Source organism: Ruania alba, assembly GCF_900105765.1.
Classification (GTDB): domain Bacteria; phylum Actinomycetota; class Actinomycetes; order Actinomycetales; family Beutenbergiaceae; genus Ruania; species Ruania alba.
In genome coordinates, this window is sequence record NZ_FNTX01000001.1 from 1,015,911 (window position 1) to 1,035,219 (window position 19,309).

The 19,309-nt window shown below is 70.3% G+C and carries 25 protein-coding genes; 21 read left to right on the plus strand and 4 right to left on the minus strand.

The annotated features are described in order from the left end of the window. Positions 1 to 3: 3 nt before the first annotated feature. Entirely contained in the window at positions 4 to 240 is a 237-nt protein-coding gene (locus BLU77_RS04740) for an RNA-binding S4 domain-containing protein (RefSeq protein ID WP_089771919.1), read from the minus strand. A 71-nt stretch (positions 241 to 311) separates the two neighbouring features. Between BLU77_RS04740 and hisD the strand changes: the two genes are divergently transcribed. The 11 genes from hisD (at position 312) to rplT (ending at position 8,244) form a co-directional block, all read left to right on the plus strand. After that, a complete protein-coding gene (gene hisD, locus BLU77_RS04745; RefSeq protein ID WP_089771920.1) occupies positions 312 to 1,637 on the plus strand; it encodes a histidinol dehydrogenase in 1,326 nt (441 codons plus the stop codon). 102 nt (positions 1,638 to 1,739) lie between these two features. Further along, positions 1,740 to 2,000, plus strand: a complete 261-nt coding sequence (locus BLU77_RS04750) for a PspC domain-containing protein (RefSeq protein ID WP_089771921.1) — start codon at positions 1,740 to 1,742, stop codon at positions 1,998 to 2,000. Positions 2,001 to 2,073: 73 nt separating this feature from the next. Next, complete coding sequence (locus tag BLU77_RS04755) at positions 2,074 to 3,198, plus strand: histidinol-phosphate transaminase (RefSeq protein ID WP_089771922.1); 1,125 nt, start codon at positions 2,074 to 2,076, stop codon at positions 3,196 to 3,198. Further along, complete coding sequence (hisB, locus tag BLU77_RS04760; protein WP_089771923.1) at positions 3,195 to 3,812, plus strand: imidazoleglycerol-phosphate dehydratase HisB; 618 nt, start codon at positions 3,195 to 3,197, stop codon at positions 3,810 to 3,812. The genes BLU77_RS04755 and hisB overlap by 4 nt, the downstream gene beginning before the upstream one ends. Then, positions 3,809 to 4,537, plus strand: a complete 729-nt coding sequence (locus BLU77_RS04765) for a hypothetical protein (RefSeq protein ID WP_089771924.1) — start codon at positions 3,809 to 3,811, stop codon at positions 4,535 to 4,537. The genes hisB and BLU77_RS04765 overlap by 4 nt, the downstream gene beginning before the upstream one ends. Further along, the gene (gene hisH / locus BLU77_RS04770; protein WP_089771925.1) at positions 4,534 to 5,157 is read left to right on the plus strand and encodes an imidazole glycerol phosphate synthase subunit HisH; all 624 of its coding nucleotides are present in this window, start codon (positions 4,534 to 4,536) and stop codon (positions 5,155 to 5,157) included. The genes BLU77_RS04765 and hisH overlap by 4 nt, the downstream gene beginning before the upstream one ends. A 59-nt stretch (positions 5,158 to 5,216) precedes the next feature. Then, positions 5,217 to 5,948 (plus strand): bifunctional 1-(5-phosphoribosyl)-5-((5-phosphoribosylamino)methylideneamino)imidazole-4-carboxamide isomerase/phosphoribosylanthranilate isomerase PriA, encoded by a 732-nt coding sequence (gene priA, locus BLU77_RS04775; RefSeq protein ID WP_089771926.1) that lies wholly within the window; start codon positions 5,217 to 5,219, stop codon positions 5,946 to 5,948. Continuing rightward, the gene (locus tag BLU77_RS04780) at positions 5,945 to 6,694 is read left to right on the plus strand and encodes an SseB family protein (protein ID WP_245708667.1); all 750 of its coding nucleotides are present in this window, start codon (positions 5,945 to 5,947) and stop codon (positions 6,692 to 6,694) included. Before priA ends, BLU77_RS04780 begins: the two co-directional genes overlap by 4 nt. Before the next feature lie 362 nt (positions 6,695 to 7,056). Further along, on the plus strand, positions 7,057 to 7,599 hold the full coding sequence (gene infC / locus BLU77_RS04785) for a translation initiation factor IF-3 (protein WP_245708668.1): 543 nt from the start codon (positions 7,057 to 7,059) through the stop codon (positions 7,597 to 7,599). Positions 7,600 to 7,630: 31 nt separating this feature from the next. Beyond that, on the plus strand, positions 7,631 to 7,825 hold the full coding sequence (rpmI, locus tag BLU77_RS04790; protein WP_089771928.1) for a 50S ribosomal protein L35: 195 nt from the start codon (positions 7,631 to 7,633) through the stop codon (positions 7,823 to 7,825). Positions 7,826 to 7,854: 29 nt separating this feature from the next. After that, positions 7,855 to 8,244, plus strand: a complete 390-nt coding sequence (gene rplT, locus BLU77_RS04795) for a 50S ribosomal protein L20 (RefSeq protein WP_089771929.1) — start codon at positions 7,855 to 7,857, stop codon at positions 8,242 to 8,244. A gap of 78 nt (positions 8,245 to 8,322) precedes the next feature. On the opposite strand, the gene BLU77_RS04800 is transcribed toward rplT, so the two are convergent. Next, positions 8,323 to 8,988, minus strand: a complete 666-nt coding sequence (locus BLU77_RS04800) for a hypothetical protein (protein WP_089771930.1) — start codon at positions 8,986 to 8,988, stop codon at positions 8,323 to 8,325. A 204-nt stretch (positions 8,989 to 9,192) separates the two neighbouring features. Here BLU77_RS04800 and katG point away from each other — a divergent pair, with 204 nt between their 5' ends. From katG to BLU77_RS04815, 3 genes are all read left to right on the plus strand, one after another. Continuing rightward, complete coding sequence (katG, locus tag BLU77_RS04805) at positions 9,193 to 11,388, plus strand: catalase/peroxidase HPI (RefSeq protein WP_245708669.1); 2,196 nt, start codon at positions 9,193 to 9,195, stop codon at positions 11,386 to 11,388. A gap of 114 nt (positions 11,389 to 11,502) precedes the next feature. Next, positions 11,503 to 12,363: a TrmH family RNA methyltransferase gene (locus BLU77_RS04810; RefSeq protein ID WP_425441206.1), complete on the plus strand. Its 861-nt coding sequence runs from the start codon at positions 11,503 to 11,505 to the stop codon at positions 12,361 to 12,363. Positions 12,364 to 12,388: 25 nt separating this feature from the next. Continuing rightward, positions 12,389 to 13,057 (plus strand): nucleoside/nucleotide kinase family protein, encoded by a 669-nt coding sequence (locus BLU77_RS04815; RefSeq protein ID WP_089771931.1) that lies wholly within the window; start codon positions 12,389 to 12,391, stop codon positions 13,055 to 13,057. A gap of 3 nt (positions 13,058 to 13,060) precedes the next feature. On the opposite strand, the gene mgtE is transcribed toward BLU77_RS04815, so the two are convergent. Next, the gene (gene mgtE / locus BLU77_RS04820) at positions 13,061 to 14,377 is read right to left on the minus strand and encodes a magnesium transporter (protein WP_089771932.1); all 1,317 of its coding nucleotides are present in this window, start codon (positions 14,375 to 14,377) and stop codon (positions 13,061 to 13,063) included. Further along, a complete protein-coding gene (locus BLU77_RS04825) occupies positions 14,374 to 14,880 on the minus strand; it encodes a hypothetical protein (protein WP_089771933.1) in 507 nt (168 codons plus the stop codon). The genes mgtE and BLU77_RS04825 overlap by 4 nt, the downstream gene beginning before the upstream one ends. Before the next feature lie 36 nt (positions 14,881 to 14,916). Between BLU77_RS04825 and BLU77_RS04830 the strand changes: the two genes are divergently transcribed. From BLU77_RS04830 to BLU77_RS04860, 7 genes are all read left to right on the plus strand, one after another. After that, positions 14,917 to 15,915 carry a hypothetical protein gene (locus BLU77_RS04830; RefSeq protein WP_139177594.1) on the plus strand — a complete coding sequence of 333 codons (999 nt, stop codon included), beginning with the start codon at positions 14,917 to 14,919 and terminating at the stop codon, positions 15,913 to 15,915. Continuing rightward, complete coding sequence (gene thpR / locus BLU77_RS04835) at positions 15,912 to 16,526, plus strand: RNA 2',3'-cyclic phosphodiesterase (protein WP_089771935.1); 615 nt, start codon at positions 15,912 to 15,914, stop codon at positions 16,524 to 16,526. The genes BLU77_RS04830 and thpR overlap by 4 nt, the downstream gene beginning before the upstream one ends. Positions 16,527 to 16,723: 197 nt before the next feature. After that, positions 16,724 to 17,056, plus strand: coding sequence for an ArsR/SmtB family transcription factor (locus BLU77_RS04840; protein ID WP_089771936.1), 333 nt, complete (start codon positions 16,724 to 16,726; stop codon positions 17,054 to 17,056). Further along, positions 17,049 to 17,531 (plus strand): SRPBCC family protein, encoded by a 483-nt coding sequence (locus BLU77_RS04845; RefSeq protein WP_089771937.1) that lies wholly within the window; start codon positions 17,049 to 17,051, stop codon positions 17,529 to 17,531. The genes BLU77_RS04840 and BLU77_RS04845 overlap by 8 nt, the downstream gene beginning before the upstream one ends. Then, entirely contained in the window at positions 17,518 to 17,880 is a 363-nt protein-coding gene (locus tag BLU77_RS04850; RefSeq protein ID WP_089771938.1) for a nuclear transport factor 2 family protein, read from the plus strand. The genes BLU77_RS04845 and BLU77_RS04850 overlap by 14 nt, the downstream gene beginning before the upstream one ends. Next, the gene (locus BLU77_RS04855; protein ID WP_089771939.1) at positions 17,877 to 18,215 is read left to right on the plus strand and encodes a TfoX/Sxy family protein; all 339 of its coding nucleotides are present in this window, start codon (positions 17,877 to 17,879) and stop codon (positions 18,213 to 18,215) included. Before BLU77_RS04850 ends, BLU77_RS04855 begins: the two co-directional genes overlap by 4 nt. A gap of 27 nt (positions 18,216 to 18,242) precedes the next feature. After that, positions 18,243 to 19,304, plus strand: coding sequence for an ATP-dependent DNA ligase (locus BLU77_RS04860; protein WP_089771940.1), 1,062 nt, complete (start codon positions 18,243 to 18,245; stop codon positions 19,302 to 19,304). Positions 19,305 to 19,309 lie beyond the last annotated feature (5 nt).

A 19,309-nucleotide genomic window follows, 5' to 3' on the forward strand; every position in this document is an offset into this window, starting at 1 on the left:
CGGTCAGCCGGCGCTGACGCGCAATTGACGTGCGCCGCCGGGGAGCAGCACGTCCACCTCGTCGCCGATGCTGAGTTGGCGTCCACGACGGGTCTCCGGCTCGCCGTTCACGCGCACGAACTCCTCCTCGAGGAGCATCCGCGCCATGGCGCCGTCGTCGGCGGCACCAGCGAGCTTGAGGAACTGCCCGAGCCGGATCATCTCATCGGTGATGGGGACGTCGTCGTAGGTCTGGCTCATCGGGCCATTATCGCCCTTCCGGATCGTGGTCGCCTCGGATCGGTGCCAGGCAGCGCTCTACACTCGTTCCTGTGATGCGCACGATCGATCTCCGTGGCCGCCGCCTGACCCCGTCCGAGCTGCGTGCCGTGCTCCCGCGCGCCGAGGTGAACATCGAGGTTGCGTCGCAGCGGGTACGACCGATTCTGGGCCGCGTGCGGTCCGAAGGTGCTGCGGCCCTGTCTGACCTGTCCGAGCGGTTCGACGGCGTCCGGCCGCACTCGTTGCGCGTGCCCGCGCCCGTGCTCGAGACCGCCCTCCAGGAGCTTCCGGCGGACGTCCGGTCCGCACTGGAGGAGGCGATTCGTCGTGCGCGCCTCGGCCACGAGGCGCAGGTGCCGAAACCGGCGACGACGTCCCTTGGCCCGGGGGCACAGGTGCGCCAGAAGTGGGTGCCCGTGCAGCGCGTCGGGCTGTACGTCCCGGGGGGCCTGGCCGCACTGGTCTCCTCCGTGGTGATGAACGTGGTCCCCGCACAGGCCGCGGGCGTGGGTTCGATCGCCGTGGCGAGTCCGCCGCAGAAGGACAACGACGGCTGGCCGGAGACGACGATCCTGGCGGCGTGCGCGTTGCTGGGTGTGGACGAGGTGTACGCGGCCGGTGGTGCTCAGGCGATCGGGATGTTTGCCTACGGCGTGGGTGACGGCGAGTCCGACGAGGCGAACTCGTGTGCCCCGGTGGACGTGGTGACCGGCCCCGGCAACATCTACGTCGCCGCGGCCAAGCGTGCGGTGCTCGGGGTGGTCGGGATCGACTCCGAGGCGGGTACCACTGAGATCGCCGTCCTCGCCGACGAGACGGCGGAGCCGGCTTTCGTCGCCGCCGACCTGATCTCCCAGGCTGAGCACGACCCGGCGGCCGGCTCGGTGCTGGTGACCGACTCACCGGCGCTCGCCGCGTCCGTCGACGAAGCGATCGGTGAACAGACGGACGTCGCCAAGCACCACCAGCGCATCCGGACGGCGCTCTCCGGTCCGCAGTCCGGTGTGGTGCTGGTCGACGACCTGGAGCACGGGATCGCCGTCGTGGACGCCTACGCGGCCGAGCACCTGGAGATCCACACCGCCGAGGCCGCGTCCGTGGCAGACCGGATCCAGAATGCCGGGGCGATCTTCGTCGGCCCGTATTCCCCGGTCCCGCTGGGGGATTACATCGCCGGGTCGAACCACGTGCTTCCCACCGGCGGCACGGCCCGCTTCGCCAGCGGGCTGGGTGTGCAGGCCTACCTGAAGTCGGTCCAGGTGATCGAGTACGACCGCACTGGCCTCGAGGAGGTCACCGACCAGCTCATCACGCTGGCCCACGCCGAGGACCTACCGGCGCACGGTGTGGCGGCACGGCTGCGCCGCACCCGCTGACCGGGGCGTCGGCGCCCTCGCCGGTTCTGCCCACCGAACCAGGGTGCGACTCAGGGCCCTCCCTGATGCCCCGCCCTGGGGCCAGGCCCTACCGTGAGAGTCATGACACGCTTCTTCGACTCCATCCGTCAGGTCGGCTTCCGCCGTGGGCCCAGCCGCATCGTTGGCGGGATCTGCGGCGGCCTTGCTGACAAGGCCGGGATCAGCGTCACCCTCGTCCGCGTCCTGGTGCTGCTCTCCTTCCTGCTGCCGGTCGTGGGCCTGGGCGCCTACCTGGTGGCGTGGATCCTCACCCCCTGGCAGAACGGCAGCATCCCGCTGGAGCGGTTCATCGATCGCCTGAGCGGCCGCGACACCCTCTGAGCGCCACCGGGAAGCACGTCCGCCCACCGGGCACGGCCACAGCACCACCAGCGACGCGCCTAAACTGAGCCCTGTGCCTGAACGCGTCGATCTCCGCTTACCTCTGCGCGCCGACCTCGTCGACGAGCAGCCCTACGGCGCACCCCAGCTGGACGTCGCGCATCTGCTGAATGTCAACGAGAACCCGTACGCGCCACCGGAGGCGGTGGTGCGCGACATTGCCGACTCCGTCGCCGCAGCCGCCACCACGTTGAACCGGTACCCGGACCGGGAGTTTCTGGATCTGCGCGCCGATCTGGCCGGCTATCTCGCCGGCGAGTCCGCTGCTGAGGGGCTGACGGCGCACCACATCTGGGCCGCGAACGGGTCCAACGAGGTGATGCTGCACCTGTTGCAGGCCTTCGGCGGCCCTGGGCGCACGGTGATGTCCTTTGCCCCGACCTACTCGATGTATCCCGAGTACGCCCGGGACAGTCTCACCGAGTGGGTGGCCGGTACGCGTCGAGCCGACCACACCCTCGATACGGGCGAGGTGATCGCACAGATCGAGAAGGTGCGTCCCGCCGTCGTGCTCCTCGCCAGCCCGAACAACCCCACCGGCACCGCCCTTCCGCTGGCGGACACCCGGGCGATCGCGCAGGCGTGCGCGAGCACCGGGCCCGGTGGTGCCGCCACGGTGCTGGTGATCGATGAGGCGTACGCGGAGTTCCGCCGCGACGGCACTCCCTCCGCGCTGACCGTGCTGGGCGAGTACCCGCATCTGGCGGTGGCGCGCACCATGTCCAAGGCGTTCGCGCTCGCGGGAGCCCGGGTGGGCTACCTGGCCGCCGCGCCGGAGCTGATCGACTGCCTGCGCATCGTGCGGTTGCCCTACCACCTGTCCGCCGTCACCCAGACGGTGGCGCGGGCGGCGCTGCGGCACACCGGCGCCCTGCAAGCCCAGGTGGCGCAACTGCGCGAGGAACGTGACGCCTGCGTGACCTGGTTGCGCGAGCAGGGATTCACCGTGGCGGACACGGACGCCAACTTTGCGCTGTTCGGCACGTTCGACGATCGCCACGCCGTCTGGCAGGGTCTGCTCCAGAAGGGTGTGCTGATCCGGGAGACTGGACCGGAAGGGTATCTGCGGGTCTCGATCGGGACCGCCGAGGACATGGCCGCGTTCCGCGGCGCACTGAAGGAGGTGACCGGCCGATGAGCCAGTCCGAACAGCGACGCCGCAGCGCCCGGATCGAGCGCAGCACGTCCGAGTCCAGCGTGGTTGTCGAGCTCGACCTCGACGGCACCGGAGCCGTGGACGTGTCCACCACCGTGCCGTTCTACGACCACATGCTCACCGCCCTGGGCAAGCACTCCCTGATCGATCTGACGGTCCGCGCCTCCGGTGACACTGACATCGACGCCCACCACACCGTGGAAGACACCGCGATCTGCCTCGGCCAGGCGCTGCGTGAGGCGCTCGGCGACAAGGCCGGGATCTCCCGGTTCGGTGACGCCCTGGTGCCGCTGGACGAGGCGCTCGCGCAGGCGGTCGTGGACGTCTCCGGGCGTCCGTACCTGGTGCACTCCGGCGAACCCGCCGGGCAGGAGTACCACCTGATCGGCGGCCACTTCACCGGTGCGCTCACCCGGCACGTGTTTGAAGCGCTCGCCTTCCACGCCGGGATCTGCCTGCACGTGCGCGTGCTGGCCGGCCGCGACCCGCACCACATCGTCGAGGCGCAGTTCAAGGCACTCGCTCGGGCGCTGCGGGCCGCCGTGGCCCCCGACCCCCGGGTGTCGGGGGTCCCGTCCACGAAGGGACTGTTGTGACCGGTCGCGAGGACGAGCCCGACGGCGCAGGCTCGTCCGAGGAGGGCACCGCGCCCGAGGACAACGCGTCGGAGTCCCACGACTTCGATCCGCAGGCCTTCGACGCTGCCTTCGCCGAGGCGTTCGGGGAGGCGGTGGAGCCGGAGCGGACCTTCCGCGCTACCGGCGACTCTGCTGCAGAACCCGAGCCGGCCCCCGCAGGTGCTGGGCCCGAGTCCCCGACGGACGAGCCCGCCCCGCGTCGGGTGGTGGCCGTGGTGCTCACCCCGATCGCCTCCGCCCCGGCGCTGGCGGGGTTGTGCGCGATCGCCAAGCTGGACGCTGACATTGTGCCCACTCGGTCCGGTGCCCTGGCGGTGCGCGTGATCGAGACGGCGGCGGATGACCCGAGCGAGCTCCTCGGCGGAGAGCCGGCCGAGGCGACCGAGCTGGCCACTGTCCTTTCCCGGACGGCCAAGGCGGGTGTGGTCCTGCTCACCGCACGCCTCGGGCAGGGGGATGAAGGGCTCACCGGCAGGATCAGTGGCCGCCAGTTCACCGCCGGTGCGTCGGGCGAGGAGGTGGCTGCCGGGCTGATCCTGGCCCACGCTGACGACGTGGTCGAGCAGATCCTGCTCGGCGTGACGCAGCCGCAGGACGCTCCGGGTCGATTAGCACCCAAGGAACTGGGACGTTGGCAGGCGGCCCGGCTGCTCGGCAAGGCGACACGGAGGAAGCGCCCGTGAGCTCGGTCGTGGTGCTCGACTACGGGTCCGGCAACGTCCGCTCGGCGGTGCGCGCCCTGGAGCGGGTCGGCGCCCAGGTCGAGCTGACCGCGGACCCGACGGCGGTCGCCGAGGCGGACGGCCTCGTCGTCCCCGGCGTGGGGGCGTTCGCCTCCGTGATGGACGGACTGCGCAGCGTGGGCGCTCCACGCATGATCGACCGCCGGCTCGCCGGGGGACGACCGGTACTGGGCATCTGCGTGGGGTTGCAGGTGTTGTTCACCTCGAGCAACGAGCACCGTGCCGATGGTCAGGACGGCAACGCCGGACTGGATGAGTGGTCGGGGGTGGTGGAGCGCCTGGAGGCGCCGGTCGTCCCGCACATGGGCTGGTCCACCGTGGAGCCGCCCGCCGGTAGCGCCCTGTTTGCGGGGATCGAGCACGAGCGGTTCTACTTCGTGCACTCCTACGCTGCCCGCAACGCGCCGGAGTTCGTGGCGGTGACGTGGTCCCAGCACGGGGACACCCGGTTCGTGGCCGCCGCCGAGAACGGCCCACTGCAGGCGACCCAGTTCCACCCCGAGAAGTCCGGCGACGCCGGCGCCGAGCTGCTGCGCAACTGGCTCGGCACCCTGCGCTGACCACCCCCATCCGTCCGGGCCGACGGCCCGTGTGAGAACCACCCACCGAGAGGACCCGCGTGACCACCCGCCTGCAGCTGCTCCCCGCCGTCGACGTGGCAGACGGCCAAGCCGTCCGCCTCGTCCAGGGCGAAGCCGGATCCGAGACCATCTACGGCGCCCCGATGGACGCCGCGCTCGCGTGGCAGACCGACGGGGCCGAGTGGATCCACCTGGTGGACCTGGACGCGGCGTTCGGTCGCGGATCCAACGCCGAGCTGCTGGCGGAGGTCGTCGGCCGGCTCGACGTCGACGTGGAGCTCTCCGGCGGGATCCGCGACGACGCCTCCCTCGAACGAGCCCTGGCCACCGGCTGCCGACGGGTGAACCTCGGGACCGCAGCCCTGGAGAACCCGGAGTGGACGGCGGGTGCGATCGCCCGCCACGGTGACCGGATCGCCGTCGGGCTGGACGTGCGCGGCACCACGCTGGCCGCACGCGGCTGGACCCGTGAGGGCGGCGACTTGTGGGAGGTGCTCGCTCGCCTGGACGCGGACGGGTGCTCGCGCTACGTGCTCACCGACGTCACCAAGGACGGCACGCTCAAGGGCCCGAACCTCGATCTGCTCCGTCAGGTGTGCGAGACCACCGCAGCGCCAGTGGTGGCCTCGGGCGGGGTATCCAGCCTGGCCGACCTGGAGGCGCTGCGCACCCTGACCGACGTCGGGGTCGAGGGAGCGATCGTGGGCAAGGCGCTCTACGCCGGTGCGTTCACCCTGCCCGAGGCGCTGGACGTCGCCGGGAGGCCGTGATCGGACCCGTCCCTGGTTCCGAGGGGGGTGGGCGCTCGCTCCCGCCCACCTCACCGTTTGCCGGTGACGACGGCGCAGCCCCCGAGGCGCTGGCGCTCGCACTGAGCATGGGGGAGCCGGCCGAGCGGGTGCGTGCCGTGGTGGGTGCGCTCGCCGGTGTCCGGGTGCTGGTCCCGGTGGTGGCCGAGCTCGAGGAGCGGGACGAGCTGGGCGTTCACGGGGTGGCGGGGGAGAAGTCCGCCTCTGCAGCCATGGTGACCGTGGAGGCACCCGACGGGCGTGCGGCGATCCCGGTGTTCAGCGGCATGGACACTCTCACCCGGTGGCGGGCAGACGCCCGGCCGATCCCCGTCGAAGGGCCGCGCGCCGCGCTGGCCGCCGCCTCGGATGCGGACGGGCTGCTGGTTCTCGATCCCGGCGGACCGGTCACCGTGCTGCTGCCTCGCCCTGCTGTCTGGGCGCTGGCGCAGCAGCGGGACTGGGTCCCCGCGGCGCAGGACCCGGACGTGGGGGATGCGGTGCAGCGCGCGGTCGGTGCGCTCGAGCAGGTCGCGGCTGTCCGTGTGGAACCGGGGGAGCGAGCCGAACTGCGCGTCGTGCTCGGGCTCGCACCGGGACTGGCTCGCGAGCAAGTCTCGGAGATCGTGACCCGGGCCGGGCAGGTGCTCGCGATGGAGGAGCTGGTTGCCGAACGGGTGGACTCGCTGGAGTTCCAGGTCCGACACGTCGAGGCGCCGCCCTCGTGATGCACATCGCATCCGGCGGCCCTGGAGGCCCGCGGCATGGAAGCGCACTGGCGTGCTAACCTGGAGACTGACCGATCGGTCTGGAGCATTGTGTGCGGGTTCGCCCGAACAGGATGGGCCGGGCCGGTATGCAAGTGGAGACTCTCCCACCCTTGCTCGACAGGACCGGTTCGCCGGTACGACAGAGCCCGGGTCCCAGGTCGAGAAGCATCCGTGTTTCTCCGTCGCACCCTGTGTGGCGCACCACCTGAGCCTCCGCGCGCATCTCGCCCGGGGGCTTTTTCCGTGGCAGCGGTGAAATTGACTTCAACTCAGGTGAGGAGCACCACATCAGCGAGCCCCGTATCAATGAGCGGATCCGCGTGGCCGAGGTGCGTCTGGTCGGACCAGGCGGCGAGCAAGTCGGTGTCGTGCGGGTCGAGGATGCGCTCCGGCTGGCCCAGGAGGCCGACCTCGACCTCGTCGAGGTAGCACCCGATGCCCGCCCACCCGTGTGCAAGCTCATGGACTTCGGAAAGTTCAAGTACGAGTCCGACATGAAGGCACGCGACGCGCGGCGTAACCAGGCGAACACGGTCCTCAAGGAGATTCGGTTCCGGCTGAAGATCGACCCGCACGACTATGGCACCAAGAAGGGCCACGTCGAGCGGTTCCTCAAGGGCGGCGACAAGGTCAAGGTGATGATCATGTTCCGTGGTCGGGAGCAGTCCCGCCCGGAGATGGGTATGCGGCTGCTTCAGCGTCTCGCTGACGATGTGGCCGAGCTCGGCCACGTGGAGAGTGTGCCCCGCCAGGACGGGCGCAACATGACCATGGTGCTCGGCCCGAACAAGAAGAAGTCCGAAGCCCGCAACGAGCAGCGCCGTCGCAAGAACTCCGCCGAGGACGCGACTACCGCGGGCTGAGCACGGCCTAACGAAGAAGGACGACACAGATATGCCGAAGAACAAGACGAACTCCGGTGCCAAGAAGCGCTTCCGGCTCACCGGGTCCGGGAAGGTCATGCGCGAGCGTGCCCGCCACGTCCACAAGTTCCAGGAGCGCAGCAGCCGTCAGGCTCGCCGCCTCGTGAACGACGTGGAGGTCGCCCCGGCCGACGCGAAGAAGATCAAGAAGCTGCTCGGCAAGTAACGCCGGCCCCCGAACGCAAGGAGTAAGACGTGGCACGCGTCAAGCGGGCGGTCAACGCCCACAAGAAGCGCAGGACTGTACTCGAGCGCGCCAGCGGTTACCGCGGCCAGCGCTCCCGGCTGTACCGCAAGGCCAAGGAGCAGGTGACGCACTCGTTCACCTACTCCTACCGCGACCGCAAGGCGAAGAAGGGCGACTTCCGTCGTCTGTGGATCCAGCGGATCAACGCTGCGGCGAGGGCCGAGGGCCTCACCTACAACCGCCTGATCCAGGGCCTCAAGGCTGCTGAGGTGGAGGTGGACCGTCGGGTGCTCGCCGACCTCGCCGTGAACGACGCCGCCGCCTTCAAGGCGCTCGTCGAGACCGCGAAGAAGGCGCTCCCTGAGGACGTCAACGCTCCGAAGAACTCGGCTGCCTGACGTTAGCCTCGCTGACCACGACGGCGCCCCTCCCGATCCGTTCGGGAGGGGCGCCTTCTCATGTGTCCCCCAGGTGGCTCAGCCGGTGGCTACGTCCGCCCACGGGTCGTTCTCGTCGACCCCGTGCATGACGGGCCGGATGACGGCGGCGACGGTTTCCCACTCGGACTCGTCGATCGCGCCGCCCGGGCAGCTGAACCGGAGGGCTAGTGTCTGGCTCGACTCCGACCCGTCATAGTCATGCACGGTCGTCACCCGGGCCAGAGCTCGGACGGCCTGGTCACCGCTCATCCAATCGGCGCTGACGAACATCAGCGTGCGGGCCGGGTCGTTGTCCTCCCCGGCGCCGCTGGTGACCAGCTCCAGGTCGGCGGTGCCGGGGTCGGCGGCGCCGTCGGCCGTGGCCATCGCGCGCACCTCGTCGACGGAGGCCGTGCGCACGTCCGGTGTGACGCCGGTGGAGGTCTCCCCGCGTGCCGCGAGGGTGCACCCGCCGTCGGCGACGAGGATGTCGCTCCAGTCGCTCGACAGCGACTCCAGCACATCGTCCCGCTGGTAGCCGGCAGGGGCCTCCAGCACCACCAGCGAGGGTGACTGGGTGTCGGTCTCGGCCGCGGTGGACTCGGGAGTCTGCGATGGAGTCGGCGATCCGTCGTCCCCCGACCCGGCGCCGGTGCAGGCCGTCAGCGCGAGAACCATGGCTGAGGTGGCCACCAGCCGGTGAGTCAGTGACCGTGCATCCATCGGTTCGCTCCATCCGGTTGACGTGGGGGCTGCCCCACACCCAGCCATGTCCGGCACGACCGCAGTGCTTACATCACGGGATGAGCTCTGACGGCGAGCAGGCCACGTGCCCGCACCGGGATGACACAGTGTCAGCGTGAGCGCATAGGGTGGATCTGTCTGGGCCCGAGCCCGCCTGCCCGACCGTTGCCACGAGAGGAACCCATGTCCGAGAACGACACGATGACGGCCTGCCCGGTCGCCCACGACGGCCTCCCGCACCCCACCCAGGGTGACCAGAACCGGCACTGGTGGCCGAACCGGCTGAACGTGAAGCTGCTGGCCAAGCACGCTGACGTGATCGACCCGATGGACGACGACTTCGACTACGCCGCCGAGTTCTCCAGCCTCGATCTCGCTGCGGTGAAGCAGGACATCGCCGCGGTGCTGACCGACTCGAAGGACTTCTGGCCGGCCGACTTCGGCCACTACGGCCCGCTGATGATCCGGATGGCCTGGCACTCCGCCGGCACCTACCGGGTCAGTGACGGTCGTGGTGGCGCCAGCCAGGGGCAGCAGCGGTTCGCGCCGCTGAACTCCTGGCCGGACAACGGCAACCTGGACAAGGCCCGCCGGGTGTTGTGGCCGGTGAAGAAGAAGTACGGCAAGAAGCTCTCCTGGGCCGACCTGATCGTTCTCGCCGGGAACGTGGCGCTGGAGTCGATGGGCTTTAGGCCCCTCGGCTTCGCCGGCGGCCGTGAGGACGTCTGGGAGCCCGAGGACGAGGCGTACTGGGGCACCGAGGTCGAGTGGCTCGGCAGCGACAAGCGCATCACCACCGACACCGGTGAGCGGGTGCTCGACCGCTCCCTCGGCGCCACCCACATGGGCCTGATCTACGTGAACCCGGAGGGTCCTGAGGGCGAACCGGACCCGGTCGCCGCCGCGCACGACATCCGCGTGACATTCCGCCGGATGGCGATGACCGACGAGGAGACCGCCGCCCTGATCGTCGGCGGGCACACCTTCGGCAAGACCCACGGTGCGCACCCGGACGACAAGCAGGGCCCCGAGCCCGAGGGTGCACCGCTGGAGGCCCAGGGTCTGGGCTGGACCAACGGGCACGGCACTGGCAAGGGCGGGGACAGCCTCACCTCTGGGATCGAGGTCACCTGGACGTCCACGCCCACCCGGTGGGGGAACGAGTTCCTGCAGAACCTCTACGGCTTCGAGTGGGAACTGTCGGCCAGCCCGGCCGGCAAGCACCAGTGGGTGGCCAAGGATGCTCCCGAGACCATCCCGGACGCCCACGCGGACGGCGTGAAGCACCGGCCCACGATGCTCACCACCGACCTGTCGATGCGGCTGGACCCCGGGTTCGAGGCGATCACCCGGCGGTGGCTGGACCACCCGGAGGAGCTGGAGGATGCGTTCGCGCGTGCCTGGTACAAGCTGACCCACCGGGACATGGGACCGATCCAGCGCTACCTCGGCCCGGAGGTGCCGGACGAGGTCTTCGCCTGGCAGGACCCGCTGCCCGACCGTGGCGACTACACGCTCAGCGACGCTGACGTGGCCGCCCTCAAGGAGCAGATCCTCGGCACCGGGCAGAGCATCTCCGCTCTGGTCAAGGCGGCCTGGGCCGCTGCCTCCACGCACCGCGTCAGTGACAAGCGTGGCGGGGCGAACGGCGCACGGATCGCCCTGGAACCGCAGAACGCCTGGGCAGTGAACGATCCGGATGAGCTGGCTGGTGTGCTGGATGCGCTGCGCGGTGTACAGGCCGGGTTCGGTCGGCCGGTGTCATTGGCCGACCTGGTCGTCCTGGCGGGTACGGCGGCGATCGAGAAGGCCGCCGCGGACGCCGGGACGCCGATCGGCGTGCCGTTCACGCCGGGCCGGGTGGACGCCACCCAGGAGCAGACCGATGTGGAGCAGTTCGGCTACCTCGAGCCGGTCACCGACGGTTTCCGCAACTGGATCGGCGAGCACGCCGACCTTCCGGCGGAGTACCACCTCATCGACCGGGCCAATCTGCTCTCGCTCAGCGCCCCCGAGATGACGGTGCTCATCGGTGGCCTGCGGGTGCTCGGCGCGAACAGTGGTGGTAGCCGGCATGGTGTGTTCACCGACCGTACGGGGCAGCTCACGAACGACTACTTCGTGAACCTCCTCGACCTCGGCCACACCTGGACGCCCCTGGACGGCGACGGACTGGGTACCACCACCTACGCGTGCACCGATGACGCCACCGGCGAGCAGAAGTGGACCGGAACACGGGTGGACTTGCTCTTCGGCTCGAACTCCGAACTGCGGGCCCTCGCCGAGGTGTACGCCGGTGATGACGCAGGTGAGAAGTTCGTCCGCGACTTCGTGGCCGCCTGGACCAAGGTGATGGACCTGGACCGCTACGACGTCTGATCGCAACACCGGCTGGGCAACGTTGTGGTCGGAAATCGGCCGAGAATCGGCCACAACGTTCCCCCGGCAGGACGGATTCGTCACCGGGCCCGAGAGCACGGGATACTGGCACGCGTGAGTGTCGAGGTGACCAACCCGAGGTCGGATCGGGTGCGCTCCGTGCGAGCACTGGCCCAGGCGTCGGCACGCTCGCGGCGGGATCAGTTCCTCGTCGAGGGCCCGCAAGGGGTCCGTGAGGCCGTTCGGTTCGCGGCGGACCAGGTGCGGGACGTCTACCTCACCGCGGAGGCCGCGGCGCGTCACCCGGAGATCGAGGACACCGCCCGCGCCGCCGGGCTCTACGTGCACCCGACCGCGCCGGAAGCGCTCAGCGCAATGAGCGAAGATGCCCAGGGCGTCCTGGCCGTACTGCAGCGCCGCAAGGTGAGCGTGACCGCCGCACTCGCCGGAGAGCCCCGACTGGTGGCCCTACTGCACCAGGTCCGCGATCCCGGCAACGCCGGCACCGTGATCCGTGCCGCCGACGCCGCCGGAGCCGACGGGTGCATCCTCAGCCACGGAAGCGTCGACGTGCATAACCCCAAGGTGGTGCGCTCGACCGTCGGATCCCTGTTCCACCTGCCCACCGCCACCGGCGCCGACCTCGCCGAGACGATCGCGACGGCCAGGGCCGCCGGGCTGCAGGTGCTCGCCGCCGACGGTGCCGGATCGCTGGACCTCGACGACGTCGCCGACAGTGCCGACAGCGCCGACAGTGCCGTCGACACCGAGGCCACCACCGCGGTGACGCTGGCCCGGCCCACCCTGTGGCTCTTCGGCAACGAGGCCCACGGCCTGGGCGAGGCCGAACGGGACCTGGCGGACGCCGTCGTGCGTATCCCGATCCACGGCCACGCCGAGTCCCTCAACCTCGCCATGGCGGCCACGATCTGCCTGTACACCTCCGCTCGCGCGCAACGGCGCGCGCACCGCTGAACCACCCACGACGACGGGAGATCCCTTGTCCGAGCACCTCACCGCGGCCCCCGACCAGGTCAGCAACCTCACCGAGCGCATCCTCGCGCGCGCCGGCGGCGACGACGGGCGGATCCTGATCGGCATCATCGGCGCCCCGGGCGCCGGGAAGTCCACCCTCACCGACGCCCTGCAGGGGGCGCTCGCCGCGCACGGGCTGACCTCCGCCGTCGTGGGAATGGACGGCTTCCATCTCGCCCAGAGCGAGCTGGAGCGCCTCGGCCGGGCCGACCGCAAGGGCGCCATCGACACCTTCGACGCACACGGATACGTGGCGCTGCTGCGCCGGTTGCATGACCAGCGGCCCGGCGACGGCGTGATCTACGCCCCACGCTACGTGCGCGGCGCGATCGAGGAGTCCATCGGCAGTGCGGTGCCGGTGACGGCCGACATCCGCGTGGTGCTCACCGAGGGCAACTACCTCCTCGCGGACACCCCACCGTGGGACGAGATCGGCGAGATTCTGGATGAGACCTGGTACCTGGCCACCGACCCGGTCGGCCGGCGCGACCGTCTGCTGACCCGGCACCTGGCCAACGGCAAGACCATGGAGCGCGCCCTCGCCTTCACCGACGGCTCCGACGCTCGCAACGCTGAGCTCATCGAGTCCACCGCACCCCGTGCCGACGTGCAGGTGGCCTGGCAGGAGGCCTGAGAGTCAGATCCCCAGGATCAGCTTCGCGATCGAGAAGTACAGCACCAACCCGGTCGTGTCGACGAAGGTGGAGATGAACGGCGCTGAGACGATCGCCGGGTCGATCCCGATCCGCCTGGCCACCAGCGGGATACACGCTCCTACCGTGGTGGCGAGCGAGCACACGCCCACCACCGTCAACGCCAGCACCGCGGCGATGTCCCACCCGGCGACCCAGGCGGCCGGGGCGATCCCCACCGCCGCGAGCGAGAACCCGAGCAGGGCCCCGGTGAGCAGCTCACGTCCGAGCACCCGCCACACGTCCGCGGTGCGGACGTCACCGACCGCCATCGACCGCACGATCGTGGTCGCCGCCTGCGACCCGGCGTTCCCACCCGTGCCGATCAGCAGGGGGATGAACAGCGCCAGCGCCACGACCGCATCTAGCTCGGCCTCGAAGTAGGACTGCACACCCACAGTCAGCGTGGCTGCCAGGATGAGCACGAACAGCCAGACGATCCGGGACCGCACCACGCTCAGCACTGGGGCGGACAGGTACGGACGGCGCAACGGCTCGGTACCACCCACGCGCGCGGCGTCCTCGTCGTCGGCCGCCTCCAGCACCCGCATCGCATCGTCCACGGTGAGGACGCCGAGCAGCCGGTCCTCGGTATCGACCACCGGGACGGCCACGTACCCACCGTCCCGGACCACGTTCGCGGCGTCCTCGGAGGAGTCGGTGGCGCGCACGGTCGCCGCGGGCACCATCAGGTCAGCCACCCGGGCTTCTGGATCGCTGACCAGCAGCCGGCGCAGCGAGACTACCCCGTGCACCCGGCGTCGCGGCCCGGTCACCGGGAGCACGTAGATCGTCTCCACCGACTCCGGCGCGTGGCGCACCCGGTCCAGGGCGGAGGCCACCGTGGTGTCCTCGTCGAGGGTGAGCACCTGCGGCGACATCCGGCGACCGGCGCTGTCTTCCGGGTAGCCGAGCAGCGCCATGGTCTGCGCCCGCTCGTCGGGGGAGAGGTCCTCGAGCAGGCGCGCGGCCACGCCGGCCGGCAGCTCGTCCAGCAACGGGGCCCGGTCGTCCGGGTCCAGGGCGGCGAACAATTCCGTGGTGGCCTCCTCCCGGAGACTGTCGACCACCTCGCGTTGCACCCGCGGGTCGAGATCCTCGAAGACGGCCACGGCGCGGTCCTTCTGGAGCAGCCGGAACTGGACTGCGCGCTCGGCACTGTCCAGCCGGCCGAACAACTCCACCAGCTCCGCGGTGCCCAGACCCTCGAGCCTGCGCCGTCGGCTCTGCAGCCCGTCGGCGCTGGGGTGTGCCTCGCTCATCGCGGCTCCTTCGAACGATCTGGTCCACGGCTCGCGAGGACGTCCTTCATCAGCTGCGGGGTGCGGCGCTGGCCCACCAGGGTGAGCCACTGCGACGCCGGGTACGCCAACCGGATGACGTAGTAGTTCAGATGCTCGATCACCGCGAACAGCCACACCCCGGCACTCAGCACCGCGGCGCCGACCGTCGACACCTGCCAGACCAGCACTCCCAGGCTCACTGCCAGCACGATCGGGTTGACCCACCGGAACGACGAGTAGAGCTCGGCCAGGCCCGCTGGCATCGCGTCGACGCCGACCCAGCGGCGGGCGAGCAGCCAGTAGATGCCCGCTTGGACCAGGATCAGCAGGAGCGGAACGATTGCCGCCGCGAGACCGAGCTGATCGTCCGGGGAGAACCTGTCCCGCAGCAGCAGGTAGCCGACAGCGAACGCCAGGGTTGCTGCCAACTCACCCGTGCCCAGGCGCAGATAGGCGGCGCGGCGCACGTCAAGGGGGAGCACCCGATCAGCCTACGGTCGACCGGTACGCTCGGGTGGATGAAACGGGGGAGATCAGGTCGGCGCCTCGTGTGGGCCTTGACGGCGGTCTTCACCGCGATCGGCCTTGTGGTCGGTGGCGCTCAGCCCGCACAGGCGAGCACCGGGGGATCCGCCCGCGCGCTGGCAGTGGACGCGGTGGTGGCCGACCTCGAGTGGGAGATCACCACCTCCGGTACTGCGGGAGCCTTCTCCGGGCTCGTGGATCGACTGGCCAACGCACCCGCGATCGACGGGGTCGAGGTGCGCGGTGTCGAGGCCGGCACACCAGCGAGCCCGGCCGGCGACGACGGGATGGCGGTCGGCCCGTACCAGGTGGGCAGCGTCGCGACCTTTCGCCAGGTCAACGCGCACACCGAACGAGTGGAGGATGCCGCACTCAGCGCACGTTCCGCCGTCGACGGGGGCAGCGTGCAGATGTTCGGCACGACGGTGCTCGATCTTCAGGCCGTCACGGCGTCGGTGGCCATGGCACCCGACGGGCCGGCGCGCGTGGAACGCAACGTCGCGGGCCTGGAGGTGTTCGGGCAGCGCGTCGGCGCCGACCCGGACGTGGACACCACCCTGGAGCTGACCAGTTCCGACCTGCTCGACGCACTCGAGGAGCAGTTTCCCGCACTCGGCACCACGGCCGAGTTGGTCGGCGCCGCAGTATCCGGTGGAGGTTCCATCCGGGTCGTCGCCACCGGACGTGACTCGACGACGCCCGACAGCGCCGAGGCCGTGGGTCTCCACCTGGCCATCAGTACCGACCTCAGCCTGCGTCTGTGCCTTCCGGACGGCAGCGGCGGCTGCACCGGGAGCGTGACCGTGAGCGCCGCCGCCACGGTGCTGGACGCGACTCTCGCCCACGTTGAGGTGGAACGTCCCGACGCCCTCCCCGGTGTCCCTGCGTGGCAGATCGCGATCGGCGCGGTGGCCACGCTGGTGCTGGTCGGTCTGCTGGTCTGGGCGATCCTGCAGAGCCTGCGGCGTCGCCGAGGAGAGCTCGAGCGATGAGACTGTTCGCGGCGCTGTGGCCGCCACCGGAGGTGCTTGACCACCTCGAGGGTGCGCTGGCAGGCGTGCTCGATCCCGCCTCGGGCGGCGGGCCGCCGGCGCTGCGGCGCACCTCGCGGGAAAACCTGCACGTCACGCTGGCGTTCTACGGGCAGGTGCCCGACGGCGCAGCCCCGGACGTGCGCGCGGCGCTCGCCGAGGAGGCCACCATCGCGGCACCGCTGCACCTGCACCTGGCCGGGTCGGGATCGTTCACCGACCGATCCCTCTGGGTGGGGATCGGTGGGGAAACACCGGAGCTGACCGACCTGATGCTCGCCTGTGCTCGTGCACCGTACGCGACGGAGGGACCGGTGCCGCGCCGCCCCCGCCCGCACCTGACAGTGGCCCGAGCCTCCAGGCGCGGGACGCCGGAAGGGCGCGGCCGCCGGCGACGCGAGCGCTCCGCTGCTGGACCCTCGGCGGTGGCAATCGCCGCCCGGGCGCTCGCGGTGTATCGAGGTCCGGACTGGATGGCTGAGGACATCTCGATCGTGGCCTCACACCTGGGGGAAGGTCCCGGGGGTGCGCCCCGGTACGAGGTGATCGACACCCTCCCGCTCGGCCTGTAGGGACGTCGGCGAGCTCACGGATGGTGGCACCTCGGTTGGCCGTCGGGGCGTCTGGGTGCCGCTCGTTGTCGCGTGTGCGGCGGGTGAGTGACGGATGGTGGCACCTCGTGACGAGGGGCTGATCCGTATGCACGCATAGGCACATGTACAAACCGACACTTGTGCTATGGTCATGAGGGTCGACCGAGGAGGGACGAATGAGCGCTGAACCCGCCCCCGAGCTCGATGTGGTGCTGAGAGGGTTGGCCGATGCGAATCGGCGAGCGATCCTGAACGTGATCCGCGGTGCGCCACGCCCCGTGGGTGCGATCGCCGAGGAAGTCGGTCTGTCCCAGCAGACGACGTCCCACCATCTCGGCGTGCTCCGCAGTGCTGGACTGGCGACCGGGACGCGGGATGGCACCAAACACCTGTACACGGTGAGTACCGACGGATTGGCGGCGGTGCAGTCCTACCTGGACGACTTCTGGCCGAGCAAGTTGTCTGCGCTGAAGGCGGTAGTCGAGCGCCACGAGGCTGAGCATGGCTGAGTACCAGACCTCGATCGAGATCGCGGCCCCACCGGAGGTGGTGTACGACTACCTGACCACCGACGACGGTATGACGGCGTGGATGGGCCAGCACGCCAACCTCGACCCGCGACCGGGCGGAACATTCGCCGTCGACATCGCCGGATACCTGATCCGGGGCCGGTACCTGCATACGGAACCACCCACCCGCGTCACTGTTTCGTGGGGTGTCGCCGGCAGCGAGGATCTGCCGGCGGGAGCGTCCACGGTCGAGTTCCGGCTCACCGCGATCGAGGGTGGCACGCGGGTCGACCTCACCCACTCCGATCTTCCCGACCCGGATGTGCCCGGGCACGCGGACGGCTGGCAGCACTTCCTGCCGCGGCTAGCGGTTGCCGCAACCGGCGGCGACGCAGGTCCAGATCGTTGGCGACCACTGAACACCGACCGACACGCACTGTCAGCACCCGAAGGAGGAGACCATGACTGGCACTGATGCTGAAGAGATCGTGCACGACTACCACCAGGCCTGGACCAGCGGCGACGTCGACCGCGCGATGACGCACGTGGCCGATGAGATCGTGTGTCGCGCACCTGGAATCGACCTCCGGGGCAAGGAAGCGTACCGGGAGTTCATCGCCTCTTTCGCGCCCTCGTTGACCGGGATCGCTGACATCGCTGCCTTTGCCGACGGTGACCGGGTCGCGCTGTTCTACTATCCGCAGACCGCGGCGACCAGCATCGCGCCGGCCGCGGAGTGCTTCACCCTGCGCGATGGCGTGATTACCGAGAGCGTGCTGCTCTTCGACCGGCTCTCCTTCGGTCCGCCCGAGGACGCGCAGTGACGGCACAGGAGGAGCTGATCGAGCGGCTCCGCACGGCGCTCGCGGGTGAAGCGTCGGTCCGTGAGGTGTCGATGTTCGGCGGCCGGTCGTTCATGGTGCACGAAGCGATGATCGTCAGTGCGCTCCAGGGCGGCGACCTCCTGGTCCGCGTGGATGCCCAGCAGCATGAGGAGCTCCTGGCGCGTCCGGGCGCCTCCCAGGCCGAGATGGGAGCCGGTCGGAGCATGGGGCGGGGGTGGCTCTCGCTCAGTGCCGACGTGATCTCGGACGAGCAGGGGCTGGTGTTCTGGCTCGACGCCGCCTTGACGCACAATCGGTCCACGGCACGAGCGTGACGCGCTCGAACAGGGCAGACTGAGCGGGTGGACCTGCCGATCTCGTTGCCCATCACGCCCATGCTCGCCAAGGCCGCGAAAGCGGTGCCCGCCGCCGATGCGGTCGCGGGCGGCTACAGCTACGAACCCAAGTGGGACGGGTTCCGCGGCATCCTGCTGCGCGACGGCGACGAGGTGGAGATCGCCTCGCGCGGGTCGAAGCCGCTCACCCGGTACTTCCCCGAGCTGGTCGAGGCGATCCGTGAGCACCTGCCCTCGCGATGCGCGATCGACGGTGAGATCGTGGTGCGTTCCGGCGAACCGGGAGCGCAGCGCCTGGACTGGGAGGCGTTGTCGCAGCGGATTCACCCGGCGGAGTCCCGGGTGCAGCGGCTCGCGGCCGAGACGCCGGCCGAGTTCGTGGCCTTCGACCTGCTCGCGCTCGAGGACGAGGACCTGATGGAGGTGCCTTTCGAGCAGCGACGCACCAGGTTGGCGGAGGTGCTCGGTGAACTCGCCACCGACGCCCCGATCCACCTCACCCGCGTCACCGACGACCAGGCCGTGGCCGAGGACTGGTTCGAGCGGTTCGAGGGCGCCGGCCTGGACGGGGTGATCGCCAAACCGAACAGGTCCGTCTACCAGCCCGGCAAGCGCACCATGATCAAGGTGAAGCACTCACGCACTGCCGAGGCGGTCGCCGTCGGGTATCGGGTGCACAAGTCCGGCCAGGGGGTGGGATCACTGCTGCTCGGGCTCTACACCGATGACGGGCAGCTCATCAACGTCGGCGGGATCGCCGCGTTCACGAACGCCCGGCGCTTGGAGCTGGTGGACGAGCTCGAGCCGTTCGTCCAGCGCGACGACGACGGCGATGCGGTGCGTGGCGAGACCGACCGGTCCCGGTTCAGCTCGAACAAGGACGTCAGCTTCGTCCGCCTCCGGCCCGAGCGCGTGGTGGAGGTGAAGTTCGACCAGCTCGAAGGGCACCGGTTCCGGCACGCGGTGACCTTCCTGCGCTGGCGCCCGGACCGGGACCCTGCCTCGTGCACCCTGGACCAGGTGGACCGCGCCATGGCCTACGACCTGGGCGAGGTCCTCACCCGGTAGGGCGG

Coding starts and splice junctions, on each gene's coding strand:
- BLU77_RS04845 (WP_089771937.1), top strand. CDS start 17,049: ATGGCTGAGTACCAGACCTCGATCGAGATCGCGGCCCCACCGGAGGTG.
- rpmI (WP_089771928.1), top strand. CDS start 7,631: ATGCCGAAGAACAAGACGAACTCCGGTGCCAAGAAGCGCTTCCGGCTC.
- thpR (WP_089771935.1), top strand. CDS start 15,912: ATGAGACTGTTCGCGGCGCTGTGGCCGCCACCGGAGGTGCTTGACCAC.
- mgtE (WP_089771932.1), bottom strand. CDS start 14,377: ATGAGCGAGGCACACCCCAGCGCCGACGGGCTGCAGAGCCGACGGCGC.
- BLU77_RS04840 (WP_089771936.1), top strand. CDS start 16,724: ATGAGCGCTGAACCCGCCCCCGAGCTCGATGTGGTGCTGAGAGGGTTG.
- katG (WP_245708669.1), top strand. CDS start 9,193: ATGTCCGAGAACGACACGATGACGGCCTGCCCGGTCGCCCACGACGGC.
- BLU77_RS04800 (WP_089771930.1), bottom strand. CDS start 8,988: ATGGATGCACGGTCACTGACTCACCGGCTGGTGGCCACCTCAGCCATG.
- BLU77_RS04850 (WP_089771938.1), top strand. CDS start 17,518: ATGACTGGCACTGATGCTGAAGAGATCGTGCACGACTACCACCAGGCC.
- hisB (WP_089771923.1), top strand. CDS start 3,195: ATGAGCCAGTCCGAACAGCGACGCCGCAGCGCCCGGATCGAGCGCAGC.
- BLU77_RS04740 (WP_089771919.1), bottom strand. CDS start 240: ATGAGCCAGACCTACGACGACGTCCCCATCACCGATGAGATGATCCGG.
- BLU77_RS04750 (WP_089771921.1), top strand. CDS start 1,740: ATGACACGCTTCTTCGACTCCATCCGTCAGGTCGGCTTCCGCCGTGGG.
- BLU77_RS04830 (WP_139177594.1), top strand. CDS start 14,917: ATGAAACGGGGGAGATCAGGTCGGCGCCTCGTGTGGGCCTTGACGGCG.